Here is a 23458-nt window from a genome sequence, read left to right on the forward strand (position 1 = left end):
TTTGTAAATAGAGTGCCATTGAGCAACACCAAAGAGAAAGTGATCAAAAAGAATAACGCAGGAAAATAAATGACACGTTTTATTAAACGTAAAGTAAAAAAATACAAAACGAAAACAATATCAAAAAATATTAATTTTTGTTAAAATGGGGTACAGGGGGTGTTTTATTGGAATCTCGGAAAATCAAACGTAAGCGTTTAGTGAAACAAAAACGGTCCCTTTTCGTACAAAAAGGATTGGGTATCACAGCAGCGTTAGCATCGACTTCAGGTGTCTTTACGTCTCTTGCTCATGCGACCGAAACGACAAACGCTTCGTCATCAACCAACACAACTGCTACTCTTGCCAGATCGTCAGCTGAAACGGCGATCAATCGACAATTTAAAACAACAGCTTCACTGAATGTTCGTTCAAATGCTTCAACAAGTGCCTCTATCGTAAGTGGTGTAGGAGCAAATACAACAATCACTGCGGTGGCTCAAAAGAACGGTACCTCAGTGAATGGCAATACAACATGGTATAAGCTATCAACAGGCGGCTGGATCTCAGGGGCTTATGTGAAAAGCACTTCAGGCTCTTCTTCTGCCAATACAGGCTCGTCCAATTCGTCGTCTTCATCGGAAAAAGCAATTTCGAAATCAGTGAAAACGACCACTGCATTGAACGTCCGTTCAAATGCAACGACTAGTTCTAGTGTCGTACGTGGACTAAGCAGCAATGCGACGGTGAAAGTCGTTGCACAAAAGAGTGGAACGTCGGTGAATGGCACGACCACTTGGTACAAATTGTCCACAGGCGGTTGGATCACGGCGGCCTATGTCAAAGATGTTTCCAGCAGTTCGACAGGAAATAGTTCTTCTGGCGGCAACACAAGTGTTTCTGCAGAAACGGCTATCAACAAGAACGTGAAAACAACAGCGGCATTGAATGTCCGTTCGAGTGCCTCAACAAGCGGGAGTGTCGTTGGTAGCCTAAGCAACAGCACGACGGTGAAGGTCGTTGCCCAGAAAAATGGCACATCCGTTGGCGGCACCAATGTTTGGTACAAAGTATCGACTGGTGGTTGGATCACAGCGGCATATGTGCGTGACGTCACGTCTAGTTCTGGAAATACAAGTAATAACAATAATTCAAACACAGGTTCAAGCAACACTGGTTCATCAAATGGCTCAAGCAATGCGAGTGAGCAAGCCATCAATAAAACGTTCCAAACAACCACTGGTATGAATGTCCGCTCAAATGCATCGACTTCTGCAAGTGTAGTCAGCAGTTTGGGCAGCAATGCGACCTTCAAAGCAGTCGCTCAAAAACAAGGAACGTCAGTCAATGGCAATGCCACTTGGTATAAGTTATCAACGGGTGGCTGGGTATCTGCAGCGTATGTGAAGGAAGTCAGTGCAACGACTCCTGGCAACAATAACAACGCAGGCAATACCAATGTTCCGATGAGCGTGAACGGAGCAGCGATCGTTGCAGAAGCTAGAAAACATATCGGCACTCCTTATCAATGGGGAGGCAAAGGACCAGATGTCTTCGACTGTTCCGGGTTTACACGCTACGTCTTCTTAAAAGTGACGGGCAAAAACATCGGTGATTGGACAGTCCCACAAGAAAGCGCAGGGACGATCATTCCTGTCTCGCAAGCACAAGCTGGCGACTTGCTGTTCTGGGGTCAAAAAGGGAATACCTACCACGTAGCGATCGCTACCAGTAATACAAGCTATATCCATGCGCCAAGCACGGGTTATACAGTCACTGAAGCACAATCAGGCTTTTCGACTGCTAGCTTCGCTCTACGAGTGAAATAAATGTTTCATTGAATAGGCAAAGGGTTTGTCCTTTGTTAGAAACGCCCATAAGAAAGCTGCCATCAGTTTTCTTATGGGCGCTTTTTGGGTTGGGCGCAGATCTTTTTAAAAGGTGGGCTTTGCCCTGTTTTTTTGACAAAAAGGCCGATTTGTCAAAATCACTTGTTTTTACTAGTACAAATTTTTGTCAAAAAAAATAGTTACTGATACCATAAATACGTACCAATATTAGGAGGGATCTACATGAGATATACGAACGGAAATTACGAAGCTTTTGCAAGAAGCAGAAAACCGAAAGATGTCGAAAAGAAAGAAGCCTATATTGTTGGTGGGGGATTAGCAGGACTTGCTGCGGCAGTCTTCTTGATCCGTGACGGCCATATGGCGGGTGAGAAAATCCACGTCCTTGAAGAACTTTCTTTATCAGGCGGTTCATTGGACGGAAAATTCATTCCCCATGATGGATTTGTGACCCGCGGCGGTCGAGAAATGGAAAATCATTTTGAGTGTCTGTGGGATCTATTTCGCTCGATTCCATCTTTGGAGGTGGAAGATGCTTCGGTGTTAGATGAGTTTTACTGGTTGGACCACGATGATCCAAATTCGTCTAACTGTCGGATCATTCACAATCGCGGCCAACGAGCAGCAGATGATGGAGAATTTACCTTGTCTGCTACAGCACAAAAAGAATTAACCCAATTATTTATGACTTCAGAAGATCAATTGATCGGGAAAAAAATCGAAGATGTTTTTGGCGATGAATTCTTTGAATCCAATTTTTGGCTATACTGGTGTACGATGTTCGCCTTTGAAAAATGGCATTCGGCGATTGAAATGCGCCGCTATGTGTTGCGTTTTGTGCACCATATCGATGGCTTGCCTGATTTTACTGCGTTAAAATTTACCCGTTACAACCAATATGAGTCATTGGTCAAACCACTACTTGCTTATTTGGAAGAACAAGGAGTTGACTTCCAATATGAATGCACCGTCAGCAATATTGATGTTCGGATCGTGGGCGAGGAAAAAGTTGCTCAAAAACTTGTGCTAGAAAAAGCGGGGGCAATCGAAGAAATTCCTTTATCAGAAGATGACTTGGTCTTTGTTACCAACGGATCGATCACTGAAAGTTCCACGCAAGGGGACCATTATACTCCAGCGCCTATCTCAAAAGCACCTGGTGGCAGCTGGCGTTTATGGAAAAACTTGGCGGCGCAATCGCCTGAGTTTGGTCATCCAGAAGTCTTTTATGAAAACTTGCCTGAAGAAAGCTGGTTTGTTTCGGCAACCGTGACTTGGCAGAATTTTGATGTGGAACCTTATTTAGAAAAATTGACCCATCGCAAGTTACGAACAGGCAGAATCGTCACTGGCGGGATCATCACCATCAAAGATTCCAATTGGATGATGAGCTTTGCGACCCATCGCCAACCGCACTTTAAAGAACAAAAAGACCAACAAACGATCACATGGGTGTATGGCTTGTTGTCAAATACACCAGGAAACTACATCAAAAAACCAATTGAACAATGTTCTGGACAAGAAATCGTGCAAGAACTGCTTTACCATTTAGGCGTGCCGGAAGCAGAAATCCAACGCATTTCAAAAGAATCAAGTGTGGCAGTTCCAGTCTACATGCCGTTTATCACTTCTTACTTCATGCTGCGTGAACCAGGGGATCGGCCATTGGTTATTCCAAATGGCTCCAAAAACTTAGCTTTTATCGGTAATTTCGCAGAGACTGAACGAGACACTGTTTTTACAACAGAATATTCCGTTCGGACTGCAATGGAGGCTGTTTATCAGCTATTAGATGTGGAACGTGGGGTACCAGAAGTGTTTGCTTCCGCTTATGATCTACGTACTTTGGCCAAAGCTGTCTATTATCTGACCGATAAGAAAAAAATTACGGAAATGGAGCTGCCGTTTATCGAACGGAAACTCTTGGAAGGCTTCGTTAAGAAAACCGAACATACCTACATTGGCGATCTGTTGAAAGAAAACCATTTGATTTAAATAAAACGCAACGACAACGAGGCGAAAGAAGCTGCTCGTTGTCGTTGCGTTTTTTATTTACTTTTTAGCGCAGTTTGAACGAATCATTATTCCTCAGATAAAATCCGAACTTGGATCTCTGTCAAATAAGCTCGCTCGTTGCTAAGGGTCGTTTCGTGGATCGATCGTTCATAGAAGTAGTCATCGACTTGCCATTGGTGCGTCGCAATCAGCTGCTTGAGTTTTTGATAGACCTGCTTCAATCCTTCGTCATCCCCCTGATAAATGGCGGTTAAATAGCATCCTGCTGGTTTCACGAAGGAAGTCCTTTGCGGCTCTTCTTGACGCACGTAAACGTAGTCGATGTCTTGCGTATCGTCTTTGTTCGTCCGAATCATAAAACCGTACTCGTTATTCGAAAAAAGATAAGGCTGTGCCATCAAAAGGTCGTAGGCTTGGGTGATCATCTCTGGGATGGAGCTGCCGTTTAATCTAGGACTAAGGGAGAAATATTCCTCTGGCTGTTCCTTCAAGGTGAAGGGGGAAGTTTTTTCTGCAGCCAGGCGCAAGTCCGCAGCTTTTCGTTCGATGATTTTTTTGATGTTGGTCAACTGCTGAATTTTTTCATCGATGGTTTGCCGCTTGGCTTCCAATAAGTTTCTCATGGTCTCGGCATCCCCCTGCAGCGCTGTTTGGATCTCTTTTAAGGGCATCGATAATTCTTTCAATGACAGGATCAATCCGAGATCCAAAAGTTGATCAAGGGAATAATACCGATACCCGTTCTCGTCTTTACTGTTTGGTTGAAATAGCCCAATCTCGTCATAATAGTGGAGTGTCCGAGGATTGATCCGCGCGAAGCGTGCCATTTCCGATACTTTTAATTTGGTTTTCATGAAACTCCTCCTTGACCTTACAGTTACTGTAAACTTTATACTAAGGATAGTCAACTACTGGGAGGAAGATAGAATGAATAAAAAAGTAACGTATCGACCATTTAAACGAGAAGATCTGCCTGCGCTTGTGCAAGTAATTATTGATAGCTGGAACTACGACAAGCAATTTGACAAGAAGACCGCCAAGCACTTTGCTCATGTCTTTTTGTGTTATGAACTTGCCCGTGCGACCTATTCGCGGGTGGCTCTTTTAAATGGTGAAGCTGTCGGTATCTTATTAGCAGACAGTAAGAGAGGGAAGAAGCTTCATCCAGCGCGCTATTGGGGGAAAACGATTTGGCATGCTGGCTGCTTACTGCTTACGAAAGAAGGGAGAAACACGCTGCTGCATTATGCCAAGGAGGTGGCTGAGTTAAATCAAGCGATGTTGAAAGACTTACAAATTCCTTTTCAGACCGAAGTTGGTTTGTTTGCCGTTAGTCCCAAAACACAAGGATTGGGTGTAGGCAAGCAGCTCTTTACTTCCTTTTTAGCGATGGTCCAGCAGAAAAAAACGGCTCCGTTTTTCCTTTATACCGATACCACCTGTAATTTCGGTTTTGATGAGCATATGGGCTTGAAGCGGGCAGCTGCTGTGAAACGCTGGATCAAAAAACCGATGAAGAAGGAAATCGAGTTTTATATCTATACTTCCTAAGAGTGCAGCGATGCACTCTTTTTTCATTGGCTAGTATGGTAAACTGGAAGCAAAGAAGGTCAAGGAAGCTGTTTTCGTTTTATGGAAACGGCGCTTATTTTGGTCGAAAGCGATGGCTCAATCCGCTTTCGTAAAAAGGATGGGGAATGGGAAAGGATGGTTTATTTGGAAAAAAAGCAGATAGGGTTTATTTTAAGTGATATTGATGGGACGATCTTGGATCATAAGCATCAAATCGATCTGGATTTGATTGAAGAAATCAAACGATTGAAGCAGCAAGCGATTCCTTTTGTTTTGGCTTCCGCTCGCTCCCCGAAAGGAATGCTACCGATAGCTCAAGAATTAGGGATAGAAGACTGGCCCTTGGCTTGTTACAACGGTGCCCTGATTGGAGGGTACGATCAAAAGGGCACACTGGTACCGATTTTCAGTCATGAGGTCAAAAAAGCAGAAGCAAATACTTTGGTTGCGCGCATCAAAGCTGATTTTCCTGGTGTTTCCATCAATGTCTACTCTGGTGATCAGTGGTATTGCGAAAGAGTGGACCAATGGGCACGAGCAGAAGCGGCGATCACCAAAGAGACTCCTGTAGAAACTTCATTAGAACAACTGTTGGCACAAGAAGCTTTTGAGGTTCATAAGTTTCTTTTGATCGGCACAACGGCAGAAATCCAAGCGCTTCATGCTGCCTGCCAGAACGCTGGATTTTTAGAAAGCGCCTTTTACTTATCCAAAGAGAATTATTTGGAAGTCACTCATCAAGCTGTGGGAAAAGATAAGGCGCTAAATGAATTGGCGGCCTATTTTCAAGTGCCGCTGGCGCAAACCTTAGCGATTGGCGATAATTTTAACGACCTGCCAATGATTGCTTCAGCTGGTATTGGTGTTGCGATGGAGAATGCGCCCGAATTGGTCAAAGCAAAAGCTGATTTTGTGACGACTAGCAATACAGACCATGGGGTTGCTGATGCGTTGCGGCGATTTGTCACAGAATAGATAAAAAAACTAGGTTTTTTGAACAAATTGATTGACTTTCATTTCTACTCTCCTTAAACTTTTAGCTATACCTAAAAAGGTAAGTGTTTGTTGGAAAGAAGGAGAAAAATGAATAAGAAGATCGAGAAGACATTGACCAAATTTGCCGAGCCGTTGGGGCTCTCCGTTGATACTTCCACTGGGGTGATTTATGGAACGTATCATAGTTATAAACTTTTTTTAGTTCAAGAGAATAACAATAGTTATTCTCTAGTGGCTCATTTTTCACTTAGCAAAGATGGCGAACTTCCCAACCAAGAAGAAGTCAAAGAAGTTTTAAGTGAGTCAAAAGAGATCATCGACTGTGTGATCCAAGGATATCAAGTTGCCTATACTTTACGCGGAGCGATGACTGCAGGGAAAACCGTGGACAAGTTACGTACTGCGTTGGACCAGTTGACGAATTTTTTGAAGACGAAAGGCTTCAAAAATGCTTGTACCTTCTGCGGCGCGGTCACTGAGCCGGTTTCGCTGTATGCTATTGGCGGCGCTCCTGTCATTGCCTGTGAAGCTTGCTTTAAGAAACAACAAGAAGCAGTCCTTGCGCAAGAACGGGAAAAAGGGCAGAAAAAAGAAAATTGGTTAGCTGGAACCGTGGGTGCGTTTCTTGGCTCACTGATTGGTGCCGGCGCAATTATTTTATTAGGACAACTGGGGTATGTTGCTGCATTGTCTGGGATCGCGATGGCGATCTGTGCCATCAAAGGGTATGAATTATTAGGTGGAAAACTCAGCACAAAAGGTATTATTAGTAGTATTATCGTCATGATCATCATGGTCTATGTCGGGAATCGTATCGACTGGTCGATCAGTGTAGCGAATTATTACACGGACGTTGATGTCTTCTATGCCTTCCGTATTTTACCTGATTTGATTCGTGAAGGATATTTGGAAGCGAGTCAATATTACGGGAACTTAGGTCTGGTCTATCTCTTTACGGCGATTGGGGCTGTGCCAACTATTATCGCTACGGTACGAGAGGGGAAAGTGACGCGTCAAAGCTATAAAATGGAGTAATCCACGTTTCTATCCAAAGATAAAAAAACACAAAGTGAGATCTTTTTCGCTTTGTGTTTTTTGTTTTTGTGTCATAAATAATAACATGCAGTGTTAACATAAAAAATAAATAATAATAAAATGAGAAAAATAGCTTGCTTTTATAATTAATATTTATTAAAATCTTATTTACATTCAGAGTTTTGTAATAATTCTGAAAATTTTGGATTTTCATAAGGGGTAGGTAAGATGAAGAAAAAATGGGGATATGGTGTCGTCGCTGTTTGTGGAATCGTATTAGCAGGTTGCTCAACAGGAGGGACATCAAGTACAGGTGAAAGTTCAAGTGGTAGTGGGACAGCAGCTGCCGAACAAATTTTTAATGTTGTGGTTCAACAAGAAATGCCGAGTGCCGATCTATCCTTAGCCACCGATACGATCAGTTTCAGTGCTTTAAATAATGTGTATGAAGGGTTGTACCGCTTAGATGCTGATAGTAAGCCCGAACCTGCAGGTGCCGCCGAATTAGCGGAAGTCAGTGAAGATGGTCTGACCTATAAATTGAAACTACGAGAAGATGCCAAATGGTCAAATGGAGAACCAGTAACGGCAGCGGATTATGTGTTTGGTTGGCAACGCACCGTAAGTGCGGAAACAGGTTCTGAGTATGCGTACTTATTTGCGCCCGTAACCAATGCCGAAGCGATAACAGCAGGTGAAAAAGATGCCTCAGAATTAGGGATCAAAGCAGTCAGTGACTATGAATTAGAAATCACGCTGACGACACCTACGCCATACTTCCAATACTTATTGGCATTTCCATCCTTCTTCCCACAAAGCCAAGCAGTCGTAGAAGACAACGGCGATCAATATGCTTCAACGAGCGACAATGCCGTTTACAATGGACCCTTTGTGTTGGCTGGCTTTGATGGGCCAGGAACCGATACAGAATGGTCATATGAAAAGAACGACCAATATTGGGACAAAGAGACGGTGAAACTTGATACCATCAATGTTAGTGTCGTAAAAGAATCATCGACCTCCTTGAATCTATTCCAAGATGGGCAAGCAGACGACGTCATCTTAACAGGAGAATTGGCACAGCAAATGGCCAATGATGAAGCGTTTGTGTCAGAACCATTAGCCCGTACTTCCTATATCGAGTTGAATCAGCGCGAAGAAGATTCGCCATTCCGCAATGAGGATCTGCGTAAAGCAATCTCTTATGCCATCGATCGTGATGCATTAGTGACATCGATTTTAGGGGACGGTTCATTGGCTTCCACAGGATTGATACCAAAAGGAATGACCTTTAACCCAACTGATAATACTGATTTTGTCGATGAAGCGGAAAGTGTCATTGAATACGATCAAGAAAAGGCCAAAGAACATTGGGAAAAAGCCAAAGAGGCGTTAGGAATCGATTCCTTGAGCTTTGAAATTTTGGCTTCTGATACAGATTCAACCAAAAAGGCCATTGAGTATATTCAAAGTGCGATTCAAGACACGCTGGATGGGGTGAAAGTTAGCCTAAGTCCTGTTCCTTTCTCCGTTCGTTTAGATCGTTCAAACTCAGGTGACTTTGATGTCGTCATGGGTGGTTGGGGAGCTGACTATGCGGATGCTAGCAGCTTTACTGATTTGTTTGTTACCGACAATTCCTACAACCGCGGTCGTTGGACAAGTGAGGAGTACGATGCAGCAGTGAAATCGTCTGCCACGACAAATGCTGGCAATCCAGATGCTCGCTGGCAAGATTTGTTAGATGCAGAGAAAATCATTATGGATCAACAAGGGGTCATCCCTGTGTACCAAAACGTTGAAGCTCATTTACGTGCACCAAAAGTAAAAGGGGTCGTATCACACGGTGCTGGTGCGCAATATGACTACAAGTGGGCAGTTATTGAAGAATAAGCGCCTAAAGAAGAAACTGGTTTTGCGTAAGCAAGCCAGTTTTTTTTCTTGGGCTTTGTTCTTACTTACACAATGTTAGTAATGAGAGCGGATGCAATTGTTTATAAAAAAACAAAAAAAGTTGGCAAGGGATCAACGATCGACTTGCCAACCTCGTTTTTTGTTCATCTATTTCACAGAAATCCAGTGAAAGATTATTCGCTAACTGTTACGTCACCTGTTACAGAAGCGCCATCTTCGTCAAGTGTTGCTGAATCTTGGAATTCTTTTGAAGTGAATGTTACGTTACCTTCAACTTTTGCACCGTTCAATACAAAGCCGTTAGCATTCACTTCAACGTCACCTTTGATTACACCGTGAACGATGTTGAAGTTTTCTGAGTTAACGATCAATTTAGGAACAGTTACTGTGTATTCAGCTGTTACGTTGCGGTCTTCATCTTGTGAGTACAATGCAAATTTACGGTAGATATCAGCAGAGTCGTCACCTTTGTCGTGGAATTCGCCATCAACGGTTACATCGTTATCAAATGTCATGTCGCCAGTTACAGCAACGATCCAGTTACCATCTGCGCTCAATGCTTTTTCGATCACTGAAGTTTGGTCACTGATAGAAGCAGTTGAAACAACGTCATCTGATGATTCAGTTGATGCAGCAGTTGAAGCTGCTGTTGATGATGATGAGCTTGCAGCTGTATCGTTATCTGAACTACATGCAGCTAAAAGAGTGCCTCCCATAAGCAATGATGCAGCGATTAAAGTGATTTTAGTTTTTTTCATGTTTCCTTCTCCTTTGTATTCCCATAGTTTTCTTAAAAACAAAATGATTATACCATACCGAGGTGAAGTTTGTGAAACAAAAAACATAAATGAGGAGAAATTTAATAAATAGCAGCCTAGGATTAAAAAAATTTCAAAGAAACTAGGAATAAATGAGTGACGCTTACGAATGAATGAGACATCTTATTCACAAAGAACCCTCCATTATGGAAGAAATGCCCTTCTTCTATAATGGAGGGTCATTACTACATGCGCTTTCGATCCGTCAACTGCTTGAACTTCGATACGATCAAATCCATGATGAACTGATACATAAAGGCATGGGTTTGGAAATGGGTTTGATGAGGGAAGATGATTGCTTCTTGGACAAAAGGAAGTTCCGAGATCTGTGGGTTGGCGGTGATCACAATGACTTTGGCTTTGGTTCGATCAAAGAAATCTTTTCGAGGCGTTCCATTTCGAATTTGTTGCTTGGTCAGGTAGTCACCGGAATTGGTAAAAATAATAAAAAGCGATTCTTCATCGGCAGATTTGATGATTTCTTCCTGTACGAGATCGTCTTGGAAGGTCCGAATGAACTTGCCGTTGTAAGCTAGTTTGATCTGGAAATCAATAGCAGCCGATTCTGAGAATAATATTCCAAAAGCAAAGACATTTTTATGCGAAACAATTGCTTGTGCGACCCGTTCGATGGCTGGCAGATCAAGATGATGCCGCAGATAATCGATGTCTTGTATCACTGCGTCAAAATAGGAGTCTACGCCTTCTTGCTCCAAAGCAGACAAAATATTCGAGCGATAATTTAGCGGATTGTTGAAGCGGTTCTCGATGAAAGCTGCGTTGTCTTTTAAATCACCATAGTCATCAAAGCCTAAGGTACGGGCGAATTTTGAAACGGTTGACTTTGACACATGGCAAAGAGCGGCGAATTCACCAATACTTAGAGTTTGGATCTGATCGTAATAGTTGATCATGGTCAAACCGATATAGTAGTTGGTGGAATCAGTGGGTGCATTATTTAAAAGATTCAATAAACGAATGATTAAGAGGCCCATTTTCTTTCCTTTCTTGTAAGCAGTTTCCAAATTGCGAACTTTCGCAGGTGAGAGAAAAAAATCTGCTATAGTAACGCCATAAAGCGCTTTATAAATCAAACACGGGAGTGAGTCATTTGGCAAAAGATTATTCAAAACTTGCTAGTGAAATTATAGCACAGGTCGGTGGGGAACAAAATATCGTTAGCCTGTATCATTGCATCACTAGATTGCGTTTTAAGTTGAAAGATGTCGAGTTGGCACGAAAAAATAAGGATAAGATTCAGCAGCTTGATGGGGTATTGTCTGTCATTGAAGGAAATGGCCAGTTTCAAGTCGTGATCGGTAATCATGTAGCAGATGTTTTTCAAACGATCATGAGCAAGTATTCGATCCAAAATGCTTTGGAAAGTGATGGGGATGCCGAAGAATCAACAGAAAAACAAGGCAATGTATTTATCCGATTCTTCAATGTATTGTCTGCGATCTTTAATCCAATCATTGTTGCTCTTGCAGGGGCAGGGATGTTGAAAGCTTTGCTAGTTGTTTTTACAACCTATCATTTGATGGATGCGGAAGGAAGCACCTATAAAATATTAGCTGCTGCTGGCAATAGTGTCTTTTATTTCTTGCCTTTATTTTTAGCGATCAGTGCAGCGCGGATTTTCAAAGTCAATATGTTTATTGCTTTAGCAATCGTTGGGGCGTTGCTGGAGCCGAATTTTACAGCAATGGTGACGGAAAACGGTGTGACGGTCGATTTCTTTGGCATCCCAGCTGTGTTGATGGGGTATTCGGGTACCGTGATTCCAGCGATCGTTTCGATCTATATCTACTCGCACTTGGAACGACTACTTAAACGGATCATTCCTAAGAGTATCGAGATTTTTGCTCTATCACTAGTGGCTCTTTTGATCATGGTGCCTTTGACCGTTTTGATCATTGGACCGGTCGGTGTAATGCTTGGGGACGGTTTAGGCAATGCCATGAACTTTATCAGCGATAAGAGTGGGCTGTTGGCTGGCTTGTTGATCGGTGGCGGTTGGACATTCTTAGTAATGATCGGGATCCATTGGGGAGTTGTACCGATCATGGTCAATAACCTAGCGGTATATGGCTATGATACGCTGCGCCCGATGATCGCAGCAGCAACATTTGCGAGTGCTGGGGTTGCTTTAGGTGTGTTTTTACGCTCTCGCAGAAAAGAAACCAAAGGCCTGGCGCTATCTTCTTTGCTTCCAGCATTGCTTGGAGGAATTACAGAGCCAATCGTCTATGGACTTTCGGTAAAATTTAAAAAGCCGTTGATTGCTCAAACCATCGTTGGTGCCCTTGCTGGTGCGTTTATGGGAATGATGCAAACCAAGGCCATCGTCTATGTTTTCCCAGCATTGACGACATTGCCAGCTTTCTTTGGGGACACCTTTGTGTACTATTTGATCGGCATTGCCTTTGCGTTCTTCGGTACTGCTATTTTGACCTATGTATTAGGATTTGAAGAGACGCTAGAACCTGTTTTAGAAGAAGGTGCAGGGCTGCAAGTGATGACACCAGTTGCTGGTGAAGCGATCACGCTTGATGATGTCAAAGATGAAGTATTTTCTTCTCGAGCAATGGGGGATGGATTAGCCGTTTATCCATCAGCCGGCGATATTTATGCGCCACTTACTGGTACGGTTGTGACAGTTTTTCCAACTGGACATGCTTTTGGGATCCAATCAGCTGCTGGGACGGAAGTGTTGGTTCATATCGGCTTAGACACGGTTGATTTAGCAAAAGGCGTGTTTGAGATTTCGGTGAAACAAGGGGATCAAGTCGTGAAGGGGCAAAAAATTGGCACCTTTGACTTAGCAAAAATTATTGAAAAAGGATATGATCCGACAACCATGCTGGTCTTTACCAGTGTGATCAAAGAAGATGCATTGACAGTTGTGGATCAAGCGAAAAAAGACGTTACCGCTTTGGTAGCAAATGATTTATTAAAAGGAGCGATTTCATGAGTGTATTTCCAAAAAATTTCCTATGGGGCGGCGCAATCGCCGCAAATCAAGCCGAAGGAGCTTATTTGGAAGGAGGAAAAGGATTAAGTGTAGCGGATATTTTACCAGTTGGTGAAAAACGTATTGAGCAAGTTTCACTGCAGCTTGAAGAGGATAACTTTTATCCGAGCCATGAAGCCATCGACTTTTATCATCGGTACCCAGAAGACATTGAACTGTTTGCGGAAATGGGCTTGAAGTGTTTGCGTACCTCAATTGCTTGGAGTCGCATTTTTCCGAATGGGGATGAGACGGAACCCAATGAAGCAGGTTTACAATTTTATGATGATTTATTTGATGCCTTGAATGAAAAAGGGATCCAACCAGTTGTTACATTAGCTCATTTTGAGATGCCACTGCATTTGGTGACGAAATATGGTGGTTGGCAAAATCGTGCACTGATCGATTTTTTTGATCGGTATACAAAAGTGGTTTTTGCACGCTACAAAGGGAAAGTGAAATATTGGATGACTTTCAATGAAATCAACCATACCCATACGATCCCGTTACTCGCAGCAGGTATCGATGTGTTTTCTTTCGAGACTGAAGAAGAAAAATTACAGGCACTTTATCAAGCAAGTCATAATATGTTTGTTGCAAGTGCCAAAGCAGTTCTGAATGGGAAGGCAGTAGATGAAAACAATCAGATTGGCTGTATGCTGTCACTGAGTCCGATTTACCCTGCAACGTGCAACCCGCAAGATGTTTTTGAATCGTATCAACTGCGCCGTCGTTCCTTGTTCTATAGTGATGTGCAATTGCGAGGAGCCTATCCGGAATACTTCGACCGCATCGTGAAGGATAATCATCTGTTGCTGGACATTACAGAAGAAGATCTAGCGATCATTAAAGCGGGGACCTGCGATTATTTAGGCTTTAGTTTTTACCGCAGCTCATTGCATGAAGCAGGCATGAAAATTTTAGGCAATACTGGCGGATTACTAGGGAAAAAGAATCCTTACCTAAAAGAAACTGCTTGGGGATGGCCGATCGATCCGCTGGCATTACGCTATGTTTGCAGCGAATTGACTGATCGCTATCAAAAACCATTATTTATCGTTGAAAATGGAATTGGTTTAAAGGATGTTGTCAATGAAGATGGATCGATCGTCGATGAAGAACGGATGGCCTATTTGAAAGACCATGTAGAAGCAATGGCGGAATCGATCAAAGATGGCGCAACGATTCTAGGCTATACATGGTGGGGACCGATCGATATCGTTTCTGCGGGGACAGGAGAGATGGAAAAACGATACGGCTTTATCTATGTTGATAAGCAAAATGATGGTAGCGGAGATCTTTCCCGCAAGAAAAAAGCTAGTTTTGCGTATTATCAGCAAGTGATCGCCACGAATGGGGAAGCGTTGGCGTACGAATCATTTTTGAAAGGCGGCAAGTAAAATGAAAAGTTATTTTCCAAAAGATTTCCTCTGGGGAGGAGCAACAGCTGCCAACCAAGTTGAAGGAGGTTCTGGAATCGATGGAAAAGGCTTGTCGGTTTCTGATGTCTATCTATTCGATTCCTCAATGCCGAAAGAACGATGGACTGACCAATGGCATATGATGACTCATCAGCAAGTTGCAGAAGCACAGGATCCAAACAGCACGAAATACTATCCGAAAAGACAGGGAATCGATTTTTATCATCACTTTAAAGAAGATATTCGTTTATTTGCTGAGATGGGCTTCAAAGCCTATCGGATGTCAATTGCCTGGACACGGATCTTTCCAAAGGGGGATGAGGTAGAGCCAAACGAAGCTGGATTGGCATTTTACGACGCAGTCTTTGATGAGTGTTTGAAGTATGGGATCGAACCAGTGGTATCACTATCCCATTATGAGATGCCTTTGTATTTAGTGACTGAGTATGGAGGATGGCCAAACCGGCAAGTGATCGACTTTTACGTCCGTTTTGCCAAGACGGTGATTGAGCGATACCAAAAGAAAGTCAAATACTGGGTGACTTTTAATGAAATCAATTGTGTCAAACACCATCCATATGTTAGTGTCGGGATCATTGAAGAAGGTCATCCTAATATTGAACAAGACAAGTACCAAGGGGCGCACCATCAATTTGTCGCCAGCGCAATCGTGACTGACTATTGCCATCGATTGATTCCCGATGCCAAGGTCGGCTGCATGATCAGCTATCAATTATTAACGCCGTACAGCTGTGATCCAGACGATGTCCAAAAAACAGTTGAAAGTCAACGTACCTCACTCTTTTTCAGTGATGTGCAGGCAAGAGGCTATTATCCAGCATATGCCAACCGCATGTTTGAAGAAAAAGGAGTGGAATTGGTGATCGAACCAGGAGACTTAGAAGTCATCCGAGAAAACCCGGTTGATTTTGTTTCCTTTAGTTACTATATGTCCAGTGCAGTCAGCGCACATCCAGAACGATTGGAAAGTGCTGTTGGGAATCTGATCACTGGTGGGATTAAAAATCCCTATTTGCCAAGCAGTAAATGGGGCTGGCAGATCGATCCCAAAGGGTTGCGAACAGCATTGAATCAACTCTATGACCGCTACCAAAAACCTTTGTTTATTGCCGAAAACGGTTTGGGAGCAGAAGATGTCGTAAACGAAGATGGCACCATCGATGATTTTTATCGAATCGACTATCTGCGTCAGCATATTGAACAAATCAATGAAGCGTTGCATGATGGCGTCGAGGTCTTTGGCTATACGGCATGGGGCTGTATCGATATCATTAGTGCCTCAACCTCACAAATGTCGAAACGTTATGGCTTTATCTATGTTGACCAAGACGATGAAGGCAATGGCACAAAGAAACGCATCAAGAAAGCGTCATTTGATTGGTACAAAAAAGTAATTGCTTCAAACGGCGCAACTCTTTGATTTTTGATTCTTCCAGATAAAGCAATTGCTAGGCTTAATCATAAGGTTTCTTAACAATTTAGCTTTTTATCAAGAAAAAAAGCCAACTTTATTTGCTATTTTATTTTAACCATGCTATGATGAATAGGTAAAGTTCTGATATGTTAATACTTGTTTATCTTTTCTATTGATACACACTTCAATTACACATCATTTTCTATTACAAACAAATAAACACAGTCGATGTGTAATATGGAGGTATACGTTTATGAATAACGGTACAGTAAAATGGTTTAATGCAGATAAAGGTTTTGGATTTATTACAGGTGAAGACGGCAATGATGTATTTGCTCACTTCTCAGCTATCCAAGGCGACGGCTTCAAAACTTTAGAAGAAGGTCAAGCAGTGACTTTCGACGTTGAAGAAGGCCAACGTGGCTTACAAGCAACAAACATCGTTAAAGGTTAATTGACGTTAACAAGCGAGAATCCATTGGGTTCTCGCTTTTTTTGTTTTATTTTATATAAATATTGAAATGGATCGGGTGTTGATGATCTGCTACAAGAGAATAGTTGCAGGTTTTGAGGACCTGACATGGTAAATAGTACATCTTTGATTTCACTATTCAACTAGCCCTAAGCGTCGCGGTTTACTTACCTATGATTTCTCATTCGATGATAAGCGTATAAAAAGAAAGAGGGGCTGTATACCGTATTCAATAAATTAATAAAGTGGTTGAATAGGTTTAGTGGCGTTGCTACCATTAAAAGCAATGATTACTAGTGATTCAAATGGCATGACTCATGTGAATGGAATAAAGAAACAGGTAAAGCAAAACATGCTACGATTCAATATATGGTACCCCGTACTTATACAAGAGTAATCGATGTGAAAGATCGATATTTCTTATTCGTTTCATCGATATTGTCTTGAATGAATTGTAAAAGTAGAATATATTGGTACAAATTAGCTGCTTTTTTTATTGCGATTGGAACAAAGATGATTACATTTCGAGGGGGATTTATATGAAGCCAAAAGAAATACTTTGCCAATGGGTTGATGCGTTTAATCAGGCAGATGTAGGATGTATTTCAGAATTATATGATGAGAATGCAATAAACCACCAGGTTGCCAATGAGCCAGTTGTTGGGAAAGAAGCGATCAAGCAGATGTTTGAGCAAGATTTTTCTAACGCAAACATGGTTTGTATCGTTGAGAACATTTTCGAAGATGGACAATGGGCAATTTTAGAGTGGCGTGACCCCTTAGGTTTGAGAGGCTGCGGTTTTTTTCAAATAGTAAATGATAAAATTTTATTTCAAAGAGGCTACTGGGATAAATTATCTTTCTTAAAACAGCACGACTTGCCTATTGAATAAAAGGAATTCCCTTATAGGAATGGTTAGCAGATATGCATGACAGGAAGGTTGATCGCTTCACGTAGAATTCTTAAAGGAGCAACACTGTTTGAAAACAATACCTTTTGTTTAAGTAATGATTAAGAATAAGCTAGTTTACTTCCGTCGGCGCCTTGTTGCGTGGTATAGTTATTGATAAGCGACAAATATTTTTGTACCACACGTTACTTGTTTTGAAGAAATTTATTCAAACCTGGCGTAACTTCAGAGTTACAAGGATACAATAGAGGTTAGGGATTGTATCGTTTAAATGAGAAATAAATAATAGTAGTAATAGTATGCTGCACTTTCAAAGAATAAATATTGACTCGTCAGATAGCCTTCTCGTTTACCCAAACGAGAGGGCTATCGTTCATTAGAAAAGAAAAAGTGTCTTTTTCCTAAAAGAAAGGAAGAAGACACTTTTTAGCTTTATTCTGCTGTGAGGGGGATCGTCAGCTTGCGATCATCGGTTTGATCGTCCAGCATTGAATCGACATATTGCTTCAAAAAGTAAGAATAGGTCGCTAACCACTGATACTCCTCGGAGTCTTTGATGGCAGCTTTTTCTTCGGCTGAGTAAGTATCATTGCCAGTAAAAAGGGCAGTGTTCAACTTCGTGACAAACGTGCAAAGTTTTGTCATCTGGGCATCTGACAGTTCAGACACTGCGGACAATTGGTCACGGACCAGTTGGTCGGTGTCTTTTTCAAAAATACTTTTCTGGTAGTTTTGATAGTTCAGCAACTGTTCATCAGTTTGCTTCGTTTCAGCCGCCCAAGCATCGAGATCAATCTGCCGAGCTTCATAGTTGATTTCCTTGTCAGAAAGAGAAAGGACGCCGTAGCCTAATTCTGCTGTTGAATAAGACCCAGTGACTGCTTCATAAAGCGAATCATTCCCTTCGTTAATGTCTTGAATGTGGATATGACCAGAGAAAACGGCTGGCACGTTGAAGCGTTCCAACAAAGCGACAGTCTCAGAGGCGTTGTCGAGAACATAACCGTCTTGTAAGAGTTCATTATGACCAAACAAGTTATGGTGCAAAAAGACCAGTGGTACTTGCTCCGCTTCTTTCGTCAGGGTTAATTGCTCCTCCAACCAAGTTAGAGTAGCCGGTTTCAACTCACCATTCGTAGTAGGGTCATCCCAATTAACCTCAGAATCGTAGATACATGAATCGAGCAAAAAGAGACGATACTTGTCGTTTAACTGAATGCTGTAGCTAAGGGAAGACTTGTCGATACTGTTGGCTTTTTCGTAACCTTCAGCAAAAATCGTTTGAAAATCCTCAGGACTGATTTGATCTGCGTAGTATTCCTTTTCACCTTTAAATGCTCGCGCCCAACCATTGTAAATCTCGTGGTTGCCAGGTAATGCTAAAACCATAATGTCAGCTTCTTGCAATGGTTCAAGCAATCTTGCCAACTCTTGAGCACTTGCTTTCTCGCCATTGAGCGTCATATCACCGGTCAAAATAATTCCCGTGGGTTTCTCTTTTAAGGCTTGAGCGGTGAAGGCCTCGATCGATTGTTCTTGATACGTCATCTCTTTGCCAGCAGCTCCCTTTGTGAAGGTCTGAAAGGCTGCGCCGTTATCATGGAGCGTGGAGGAAAGAAAATGAATATCACTTAAGAGCCAAAACTCACTGTTGCTCGCCTGTTGCAATGGAGTATCGGCTTCATGCACCTTACGAAATTGAAAGAATAACAGGAAACAGGTGACAAAAAGTGTAAGTAGTGCCAATGGCCAAAACCATTTTTTGTGTGTACGAATCGCGATTCCCTCCTCGCTTGTTTTATTTATTATAGAAAGGAATAGGGATCTTGTCACATAAATGGTCTTTTTTTGAATGATTTCTTGTTTTCATAGTTTTTTTTATTAAAAAAAGTGTGATCAAGCTTTAAACCCTGACGAATTAGCTTTATTTTCGATAAAGATAACATGAATTGATTTTAGTTTTGATGATGAAAATGAAAAGAAAACGCGGTAATTTATTCAGAAACGTTGATTTAACGGTCTTTAATTGTCCTGTTATTTATCGTTGAGATAAAGGGAGTGTTAGATTGAAACATTTTTGTAACATTTCCTTTATCTGTGTGTCATATCATTATGGTAGAATTCATTTGTCGTTAAATCGAACATTAAACTTTCTTAGACAAAATTAAGTTTTTATAAAGGCAGTTCATCTGTCAAATCAACCAGCTAGTCGGAGGAAAAACGAGTGAAGAATAGTTTGTTATCAGCATTAATGGTGTGTTCACTAACATTAACAGCAGTTGCAGCACCTGCATTAGCATTTGCAGATTCCATTGATGATCAAATCGAGCAGCAAGACCAAAAAATCAATTCTCTTAAAGGTCAGCAAGCTGACGCCCAATCACAAATCGATTCTCTAGAAGCAGAAATTGAAACAGTGAGTGCAAAAGTTGCTTCATTAGAAGCGAAACAAGTTGAGTTAGGTCAAGAAGCTGAGAAATTGCAAGACAAAATCGCAACATTGAAATTGCGTATTGCCAAACGTGAAGAAGCAATCCAAAAGCAAGCCCGTGATGTACAAGTTAACGGTCAAAGCACCAATTTCATTGATGCTGTTTTAGAAGCAGATTCTTTAACGGATGTTATCGGTCGCGTACAAGCGATGACAACGATTGTCAATGCAAACAATGATTTAGTTGAACAACAAAAACAAGACAAACAAGATGTTGAAGACAAAGTCAAAGAAAACGAAAGCAAAATCCAAGAAGTTGCTGCGAACCAAGCAGAACTTAGCCAACAAAGAGATGCCATCGCAGCAAAACAAGCTGATTTAAATGTCTTGAAAGCAAACTTAGCAGCAGAACAAGCGACTGCTGAAAAAGACAAAGATGCATTGAACAAGAAAAAACAAGAAGCGGAAGCTGAAAAAGCCCGTATCTTGAAAGAACAACAAGAAGCTGCTGCTGCTCAAAAAGCAGAAGAAGAAAGACAAGCTGCTGCTCAATCAACTGAAAGCACGACAGAGAATACAACAGCTTCTACTGAAACAGCAACAAGTAGTTCTTCAAGCAACACAAGCTCAAGCAATACCAGCAGTTCTAACAGCTCAAGTTCATCGAACGCAGGCTCTTCAAACACTGGTTCAAGCAATTCAAGCTCAAGTAACTCAGACTCAAACTCTTCATCAAACAATAATTCTACCGGAAGTATTTCTACTGGCGGCGGAAAAGATCATTCAAGCTCAGGTAACATGTATGCTTGGGGTCAATGTACTTGGTACGTGAAAAGTGTTGCACCATGGGTAGGTACTTACTGGGGTAACGGAGCACAATGGGGTGCGTCAGCTGCAGCTGATGGGTACACTGTCAATGGTACACCAGCAGCCGGTGCCGTTGTAGTCTTTGCCGCTGGTCAATCAGTTGGTGGCGAATGGACTGCTGATCCAGTTTATGGACACGTTGCTTATGTTGAATCATACAACCCATCAAACAATACCATCACAATCTCTCAAGGCGGAATGGGCTTTGACAGTCCTGGTGGACCAAATAGAGCTACGATGAACGCATCTGGATATACTTACATCCATCGCTAATCAATTCAAAAGCAAAGCATCAACGCAATCGCGTTGATGCTTTTTTATTTGATCGATAGCTTTCTAAATCAATCAGATAAGAGAACTACTCAGAGAGGCAAGACAGGGTTCTCTCAAATCTCATCAAGATTCTATAGAAAGTAGGAGGTTTCTCGTTTTACTATTCAAGGAGTGAGAAACGGCGAAAAGGTTCCTTTTGAAGTTACCACCAGTTCTTCCATTGCACGAGAAATCGCCGTGTAGAGAATTCGCCGGTCTTGATCGGTATGATAATTTTCTTCTGAGACATCATATAAGAGGACCTGCTTAAATTCCAATCCTTTGGCAAGATGAATCGGTAAAACCGTTCCATGAAATGACACGGCCTGTTTATCGAAGAACTGTTTGAGCTCCTCACTGGATCGACTATCTTTGGTGATGATCGTTACTGGTTGCTTAAGTTCCTTTACTATGTCTACTAACGCAACGTCAGGCAGATTGGCATAAAACTGTGGCAACTTTCCTTCTGGTCGAACGGCAGAGATGTTTAAATTGGTTTTTTTTGGGAGCATTTGGGCAAATAACCGCGTGATTGCACCGCTAGAACGATAACTCGTAGTCAGCTGATACGTTTCGAGGAATTTCGCCTGTTGTTGAAATAACGTTTGGATTTCTGATACGGTGATGGCACTTGTAAAGATCGCCTGTTGCTGATCCCCCACGAGGGTAAAAGCGGTCATAGGAAAAAGACATAATAGAAACTGAATTTGTGCTGGCGTATAATCTTGGACTTCATCGATAAACAGATAGCGTAACGCAGGGACAGGTTGTTTTTCGGCGAGCAAATGACGAATCAGCAATAGACAAACGGTATAATCCAAACTATCTGTTGTTTGCGTCAAAGTGATCTGTCCGTGAGTAAAATAGTCGGCACTGTCTGCTAACAATCGTTTCGTATCAAACCAAGTAAGGTCTTTGATTTGTTTGGAAACCGTTGCGTATTTTTTCTTCAGGAGGCGAATGGCTGCTTTCTGAATTGTTTTTTCTGAATCATCCTTTAAAACTGTCCCTAATAGGGAGCGCTGTTCGTCTTCAGTCAAAGAACGAACTTGGTCGTGAACATTTGTTGCTAAGGCATTTTTTTGCAGTCGTTCCTCCCAAGCGTAAGCCAATTTCTTTTTGACTGCTTGGATGCGATCGCGCAAGGATGCCTGTTTCGGTGTCTCTTGGAAGAAAGTGTCGATCGTTTCTTCAGAAAAAAGGACGACGTTTTTTCTTTTGATTGGTTTAAACTGAAGCACAAGTTCTTCTGGCAGCTGTTTGCTCAAGGATTGAAGAAAGCGGCTGAAGTCAGCACTGCGCAAAAGGTCGATTGCTTCACTGGGTGTTTGCTGGATGCGGTCAAAATACGCCTCTTCCGATTCTAAGTCAACACTAGGAAATGCTTGGCAAAACTGCCGCATGGTCAACGTCAATGGATTTTTTTCACCGAGGGAAGGCAGCACTTGCGAAATATAATCAATAAACCGAGAGTTCGGGGAGAGGATCAAGACATTCTCTGCGGTCATCTCTTCACGAAAATGGTACAGCAAAAAGGCGATCCGTTGCATGACAGCAGACGTTTTTCCGCTTCCAGCAACACCGTTGACCAGTAGGTTTTTATGCGCTAAGTCACGGATGATGACGTTTTGTTCGTGTTGGATCGAAGCAGTGATGTCTTGCATTTTTTTGCTATTATTGGCCTCAAGGGCTGCCAGTAACACTTCATCTTGAATCGCGACTGAGGTATCGAAGGCTTGCTTCAATTGATCTTTTTCGATAATAAATTGTCGGCGATGTTCAAGAGCGGCAGAAATCGTCTGATTGTTCACTTGATAAGAGACTGGGCCCAAGCGTTTGGCATAGAACAATTCGGCAATTGGGGAGCGCCAATCATAGATCAGCCCTTCCTTATTTTCATTAACAAAACCATTGATCCCAATGTAAAAATCTTCTATTGTTTTCTCATCTTCAAACTGTAGGGAGATTTTACCAAAGTAGGGACTATCCAGTAGACGGTCGATGGCAGCTAATTCACGTTCAGCAGATTGAAGAGCGGCGTTCATTTGGTCGATCTCACGGTTCTTACTTTCGATGGCAGCAAAAGTATCTAAACGGTCAGCAAAATTATCAAAGTTTAAGCGAATCTCTTCGCCGATGCTTTGCATCGCAAGGCGATCTTTTTTTCTGCCTTCAGTCAAGAAACTGCTCAGCCCTGTCTTTCGCGTCAGCAATTGCTGGTACGTGTCTGCGAGATGCTTCTTTTCAGCCTTTAGGTCGTTCATTCAGACTCACATCCATTCTCCAAAGTATCTCAATTATACGAGCATCCACCAAAAATACTAGTCTATTTTTTTGACTCTGGATGCGGTATAATAATAGTGGGAAGAGGCAGCTGATTGTTCCAATGTCATGGGAGCAAGCAGAATGCGTCTAT

At 42.1% G+C, this 23458-nt stretch carries 17 protein-coding genes; 12 read left to right on the forward strand and 5 right to left on the reverse strand.

Going from position 1 to position 23458, the window contains the following annotated elements:
- The first annotated feature begins 167 nt into the window (after nt 1–167).
- Nucleotides 168–1808 carry an SH3 domain-containing protein gene (locus IGI96_RS11925; protein WP_086338612.1) on the forward strand — a complete coding sequence of 547 codons (1641 nt, stop codon included), beginning with the start codon at nt 168–170 and terminating at the stop codon, nt 1806–1808.
- 243 nt (nt 1809–2051) lie between these two features.
- Nucleotides 2052–3824: an oleate hydratase gene (locus IGI96_RS11930; RefSeq protein WP_010747625.1), complete on the forward strand. Its 1773-nt coding sequence runs from the start codon at nt 2052–2054 to the stop codon at nt 3822–3824.
- A gap of 86 nt (nt 3825–3910) precedes the next feature.
- Here the strand turns inward: IGI96_RS11930 and IGI96_RS11935 are convergent, their stop codons facing one another.
- Nucleotides 3911–4699 carry a MerR family transcriptional regulator gene (locus tag IGI96_RS11935; RefSeq protein ID WP_086338611.1) on the reverse strand — a complete coding sequence of 263 codons (789 nt, stop codon included), beginning with the start codon at nt 4697–4699 and terminating at the stop codon, nt 3911–3913.
- Nucleotides 4700–4772: 73 nt separating this feature from the next.
- Between IGI96_RS11935 and IGI96_RS11940 the strand changes: the two genes are divergently transcribed.
- The 4 genes from IGI96_RS11940 to IGI96_RS11955 all read left to right on the forward strand — a co-directional run bounded on the left by IGI96_RS11940 (nt 4773) and on the right by IGI96_RS11955 (nt 9341).
- On the forward strand, nt 4773–5396 hold the full coding sequence (locus IGI96_RS11940) for a GNAT family N-acetyltransferase (protein WP_086338610.1): 624 nt from the start codon (nt 4773–4775) through the stop codon (nt 5394–5396).
- Between the two features lie 156 nt (nt 5397–5552).
- The gene (locus IGI96_RS11945; protein WP_176323982.1) at nt 5553–6392 is read left to right on the forward strand and encodes a Cof-type HAD-IIB family hydrolase; all 840 of its coding nucleotides are present in this window, start codon (nt 5553–5555) and stop codon (nt 6390–6392) included.
- A gap of 108 nt (nt 6393–6500) precedes the next feature.
- On the forward strand, nt 6501–7448 hold the full coding sequence (locus IGI96_RS11950) for a hypothetical protein (RefSeq protein WP_086338608.1): 948 nt from the start codon (nt 6501–6503) through the stop codon (nt 7446–7448).
- A gap of 228 nt (nt 7449–7676) precedes the next feature.
- The gene (locus IGI96_RS11955; protein ID WP_016610573.1) at nt 7677–9341 is read left to right on the forward strand and encodes a peptide ABC transporter substrate-binding protein; all 1665 of its coding nucleotides are present in this window, start codon (nt 7677–7679) and stop codon (nt 9339–9341) included.
- 194 nt (nt 9342–9535) lie between these two features.
- On the opposite strand, the gene IGI96_RS11960 is transcribed toward IGI96_RS11955, so the two are convergent.
- Nucleotides 9536–10120, reverse strand: a complete 585-nt coding sequence (locus tag IGI96_RS11960) for a polymer-forming cytoskeletal protein (protein ID WP_010747631.1) — start codon at nt 10118–10120, stop codon at nt 9536–9538.
- 245 nt (nt 10121–10365) lie between these two features.
- Nucleotides 10366–11175, reverse strand: coding sequence for a MurR/RpiR family transcriptional regulator (locus IGI96_RS11965; protein WP_008377267.1), 810 nt, complete (start codon nt 11173–11175; stop codon nt 10366–10368).
- A gap of 107 nt (nt 11176–11282) precedes the next feature.
- Here IGI96_RS11965 and IGI96_RS11970 point away from each other — a divergent pair, with 107 nt between their 5' ends.
- The 5 genes from IGI96_RS11970 to IGI96_RS11990 all read left to right on the forward strand — a co-directional run bounded on the left by IGI96_RS11970 (nt 11283) and on the right by IGI96_RS11990 (nt 17414).
- A complete protein-coding gene (locus IGI96_RS11970) occupies nt 11283–13154 on the forward strand; it encodes a beta-glucoside-specific PTS transporter subunit IIABC (RefSeq protein ID WP_086338607.1) in 1872 nt (623 codons plus the stop codon).
- Nucleotides 13151–14593, forward strand: a complete 1443-nt coding sequence (locus IGI96_RS11975) for a glycoside hydrolase family 1 protein (protein WP_438785174.1) — start codon at nt 13151–13153, stop codon at nt 14591–14593. Before IGI96_RS11970 ends, IGI96_RS11975 begins: the two co-directional genes overlap by 4 nt.
- Before the next feature lies 1 nt (nt 14594).
- Nucleotides 14595–16055: a glycoside hydrolase family 1 protein gene (locus IGI96_RS11980; protein ID WP_074536531.1), complete on the forward strand. Its 1461-nt coding sequence runs from the start codon at nt 14595–14597 to the stop codon at nt 16053–16055.
- A 247-nt stretch (nt 16056–16302) separates the two neighbouring features.
- The gene (locus tag IGI96_RS11985; protein WP_005225331.1) at nt 16303–16503 is read left to right on the forward strand and encodes a cold-shock protein; all 201 of its coding nucleotides are present in this window, start codon (nt 16303–16305) and stop codon (nt 16501–16503) included.
- Between the two features lie 557 nt (nt 16504–17060).
- A complete protein-coding gene (locus IGI96_RS11990) occupies nt 17061–17414 on the forward strand; it encodes a nuclear transport factor 2 family protein (protein WP_086338606.1) in 354 nt (117 codons plus the stop codon).
- Nucleotides 17415–17864: 450 nt separating this feature from the next.
- Here the strand turns inward: IGI96_RS11990 and IGI96_RS11995 are convergent, their stop codons facing one another.
- Nucleotides 17865–19265, reverse strand: coding sequence for a metallophosphoesterase (locus IGI96_RS11995; RefSeq protein WP_086338605.1), 1401 nt, complete (start codon nt 19263–19265; stop codon nt 17865–17867).
- 391 nt (nt 19266–19656) lie between these two features.
- On the opposite strand from IGI96_RS11995, the gene IGI96_RS12000 reads away from it, so the two are divergent.
- The gene (locus tag IGI96_RS12000; RefSeq protein ID WP_438785175.1) at nt 19657–21003 is read left to right on the forward strand and encodes a CHAP domain-containing protein; all 1347 of its coding nucleotides are present in this window, start codon (nt 19657–19659) and stop codon (nt 21001–21003) included.
- Between the two features lie 164 nt (nt 21004–21167).
- Here IGI96_RS12000 and IGI96_RS12005 read toward each other — a convergent pair whose 3' ends face one another.
- The gene (locus IGI96_RS12005; RefSeq protein WP_438785176.1) at nt 21168–23306 is read right to left on the reverse strand and encodes a HelD family protein; all 2139 of its coding nucleotides are present in this window, start codon (nt 23304–23306) and stop codon (nt 21168–21170) included.
- Nucleotides 23307–23458 lie beyond the last annotated feature (152 nt).

It is taken from the genome of Enterococcus sp. DIV0421, from assembly GCF_051713745.1.
In the GTDB taxonomy this organism is placed as follows: Bacteria; Bacillota; Bacilli; order Lactobacillales; family Enterococcaceae; genus Enterococcus_D; species Enterococcus_D casseliflavus.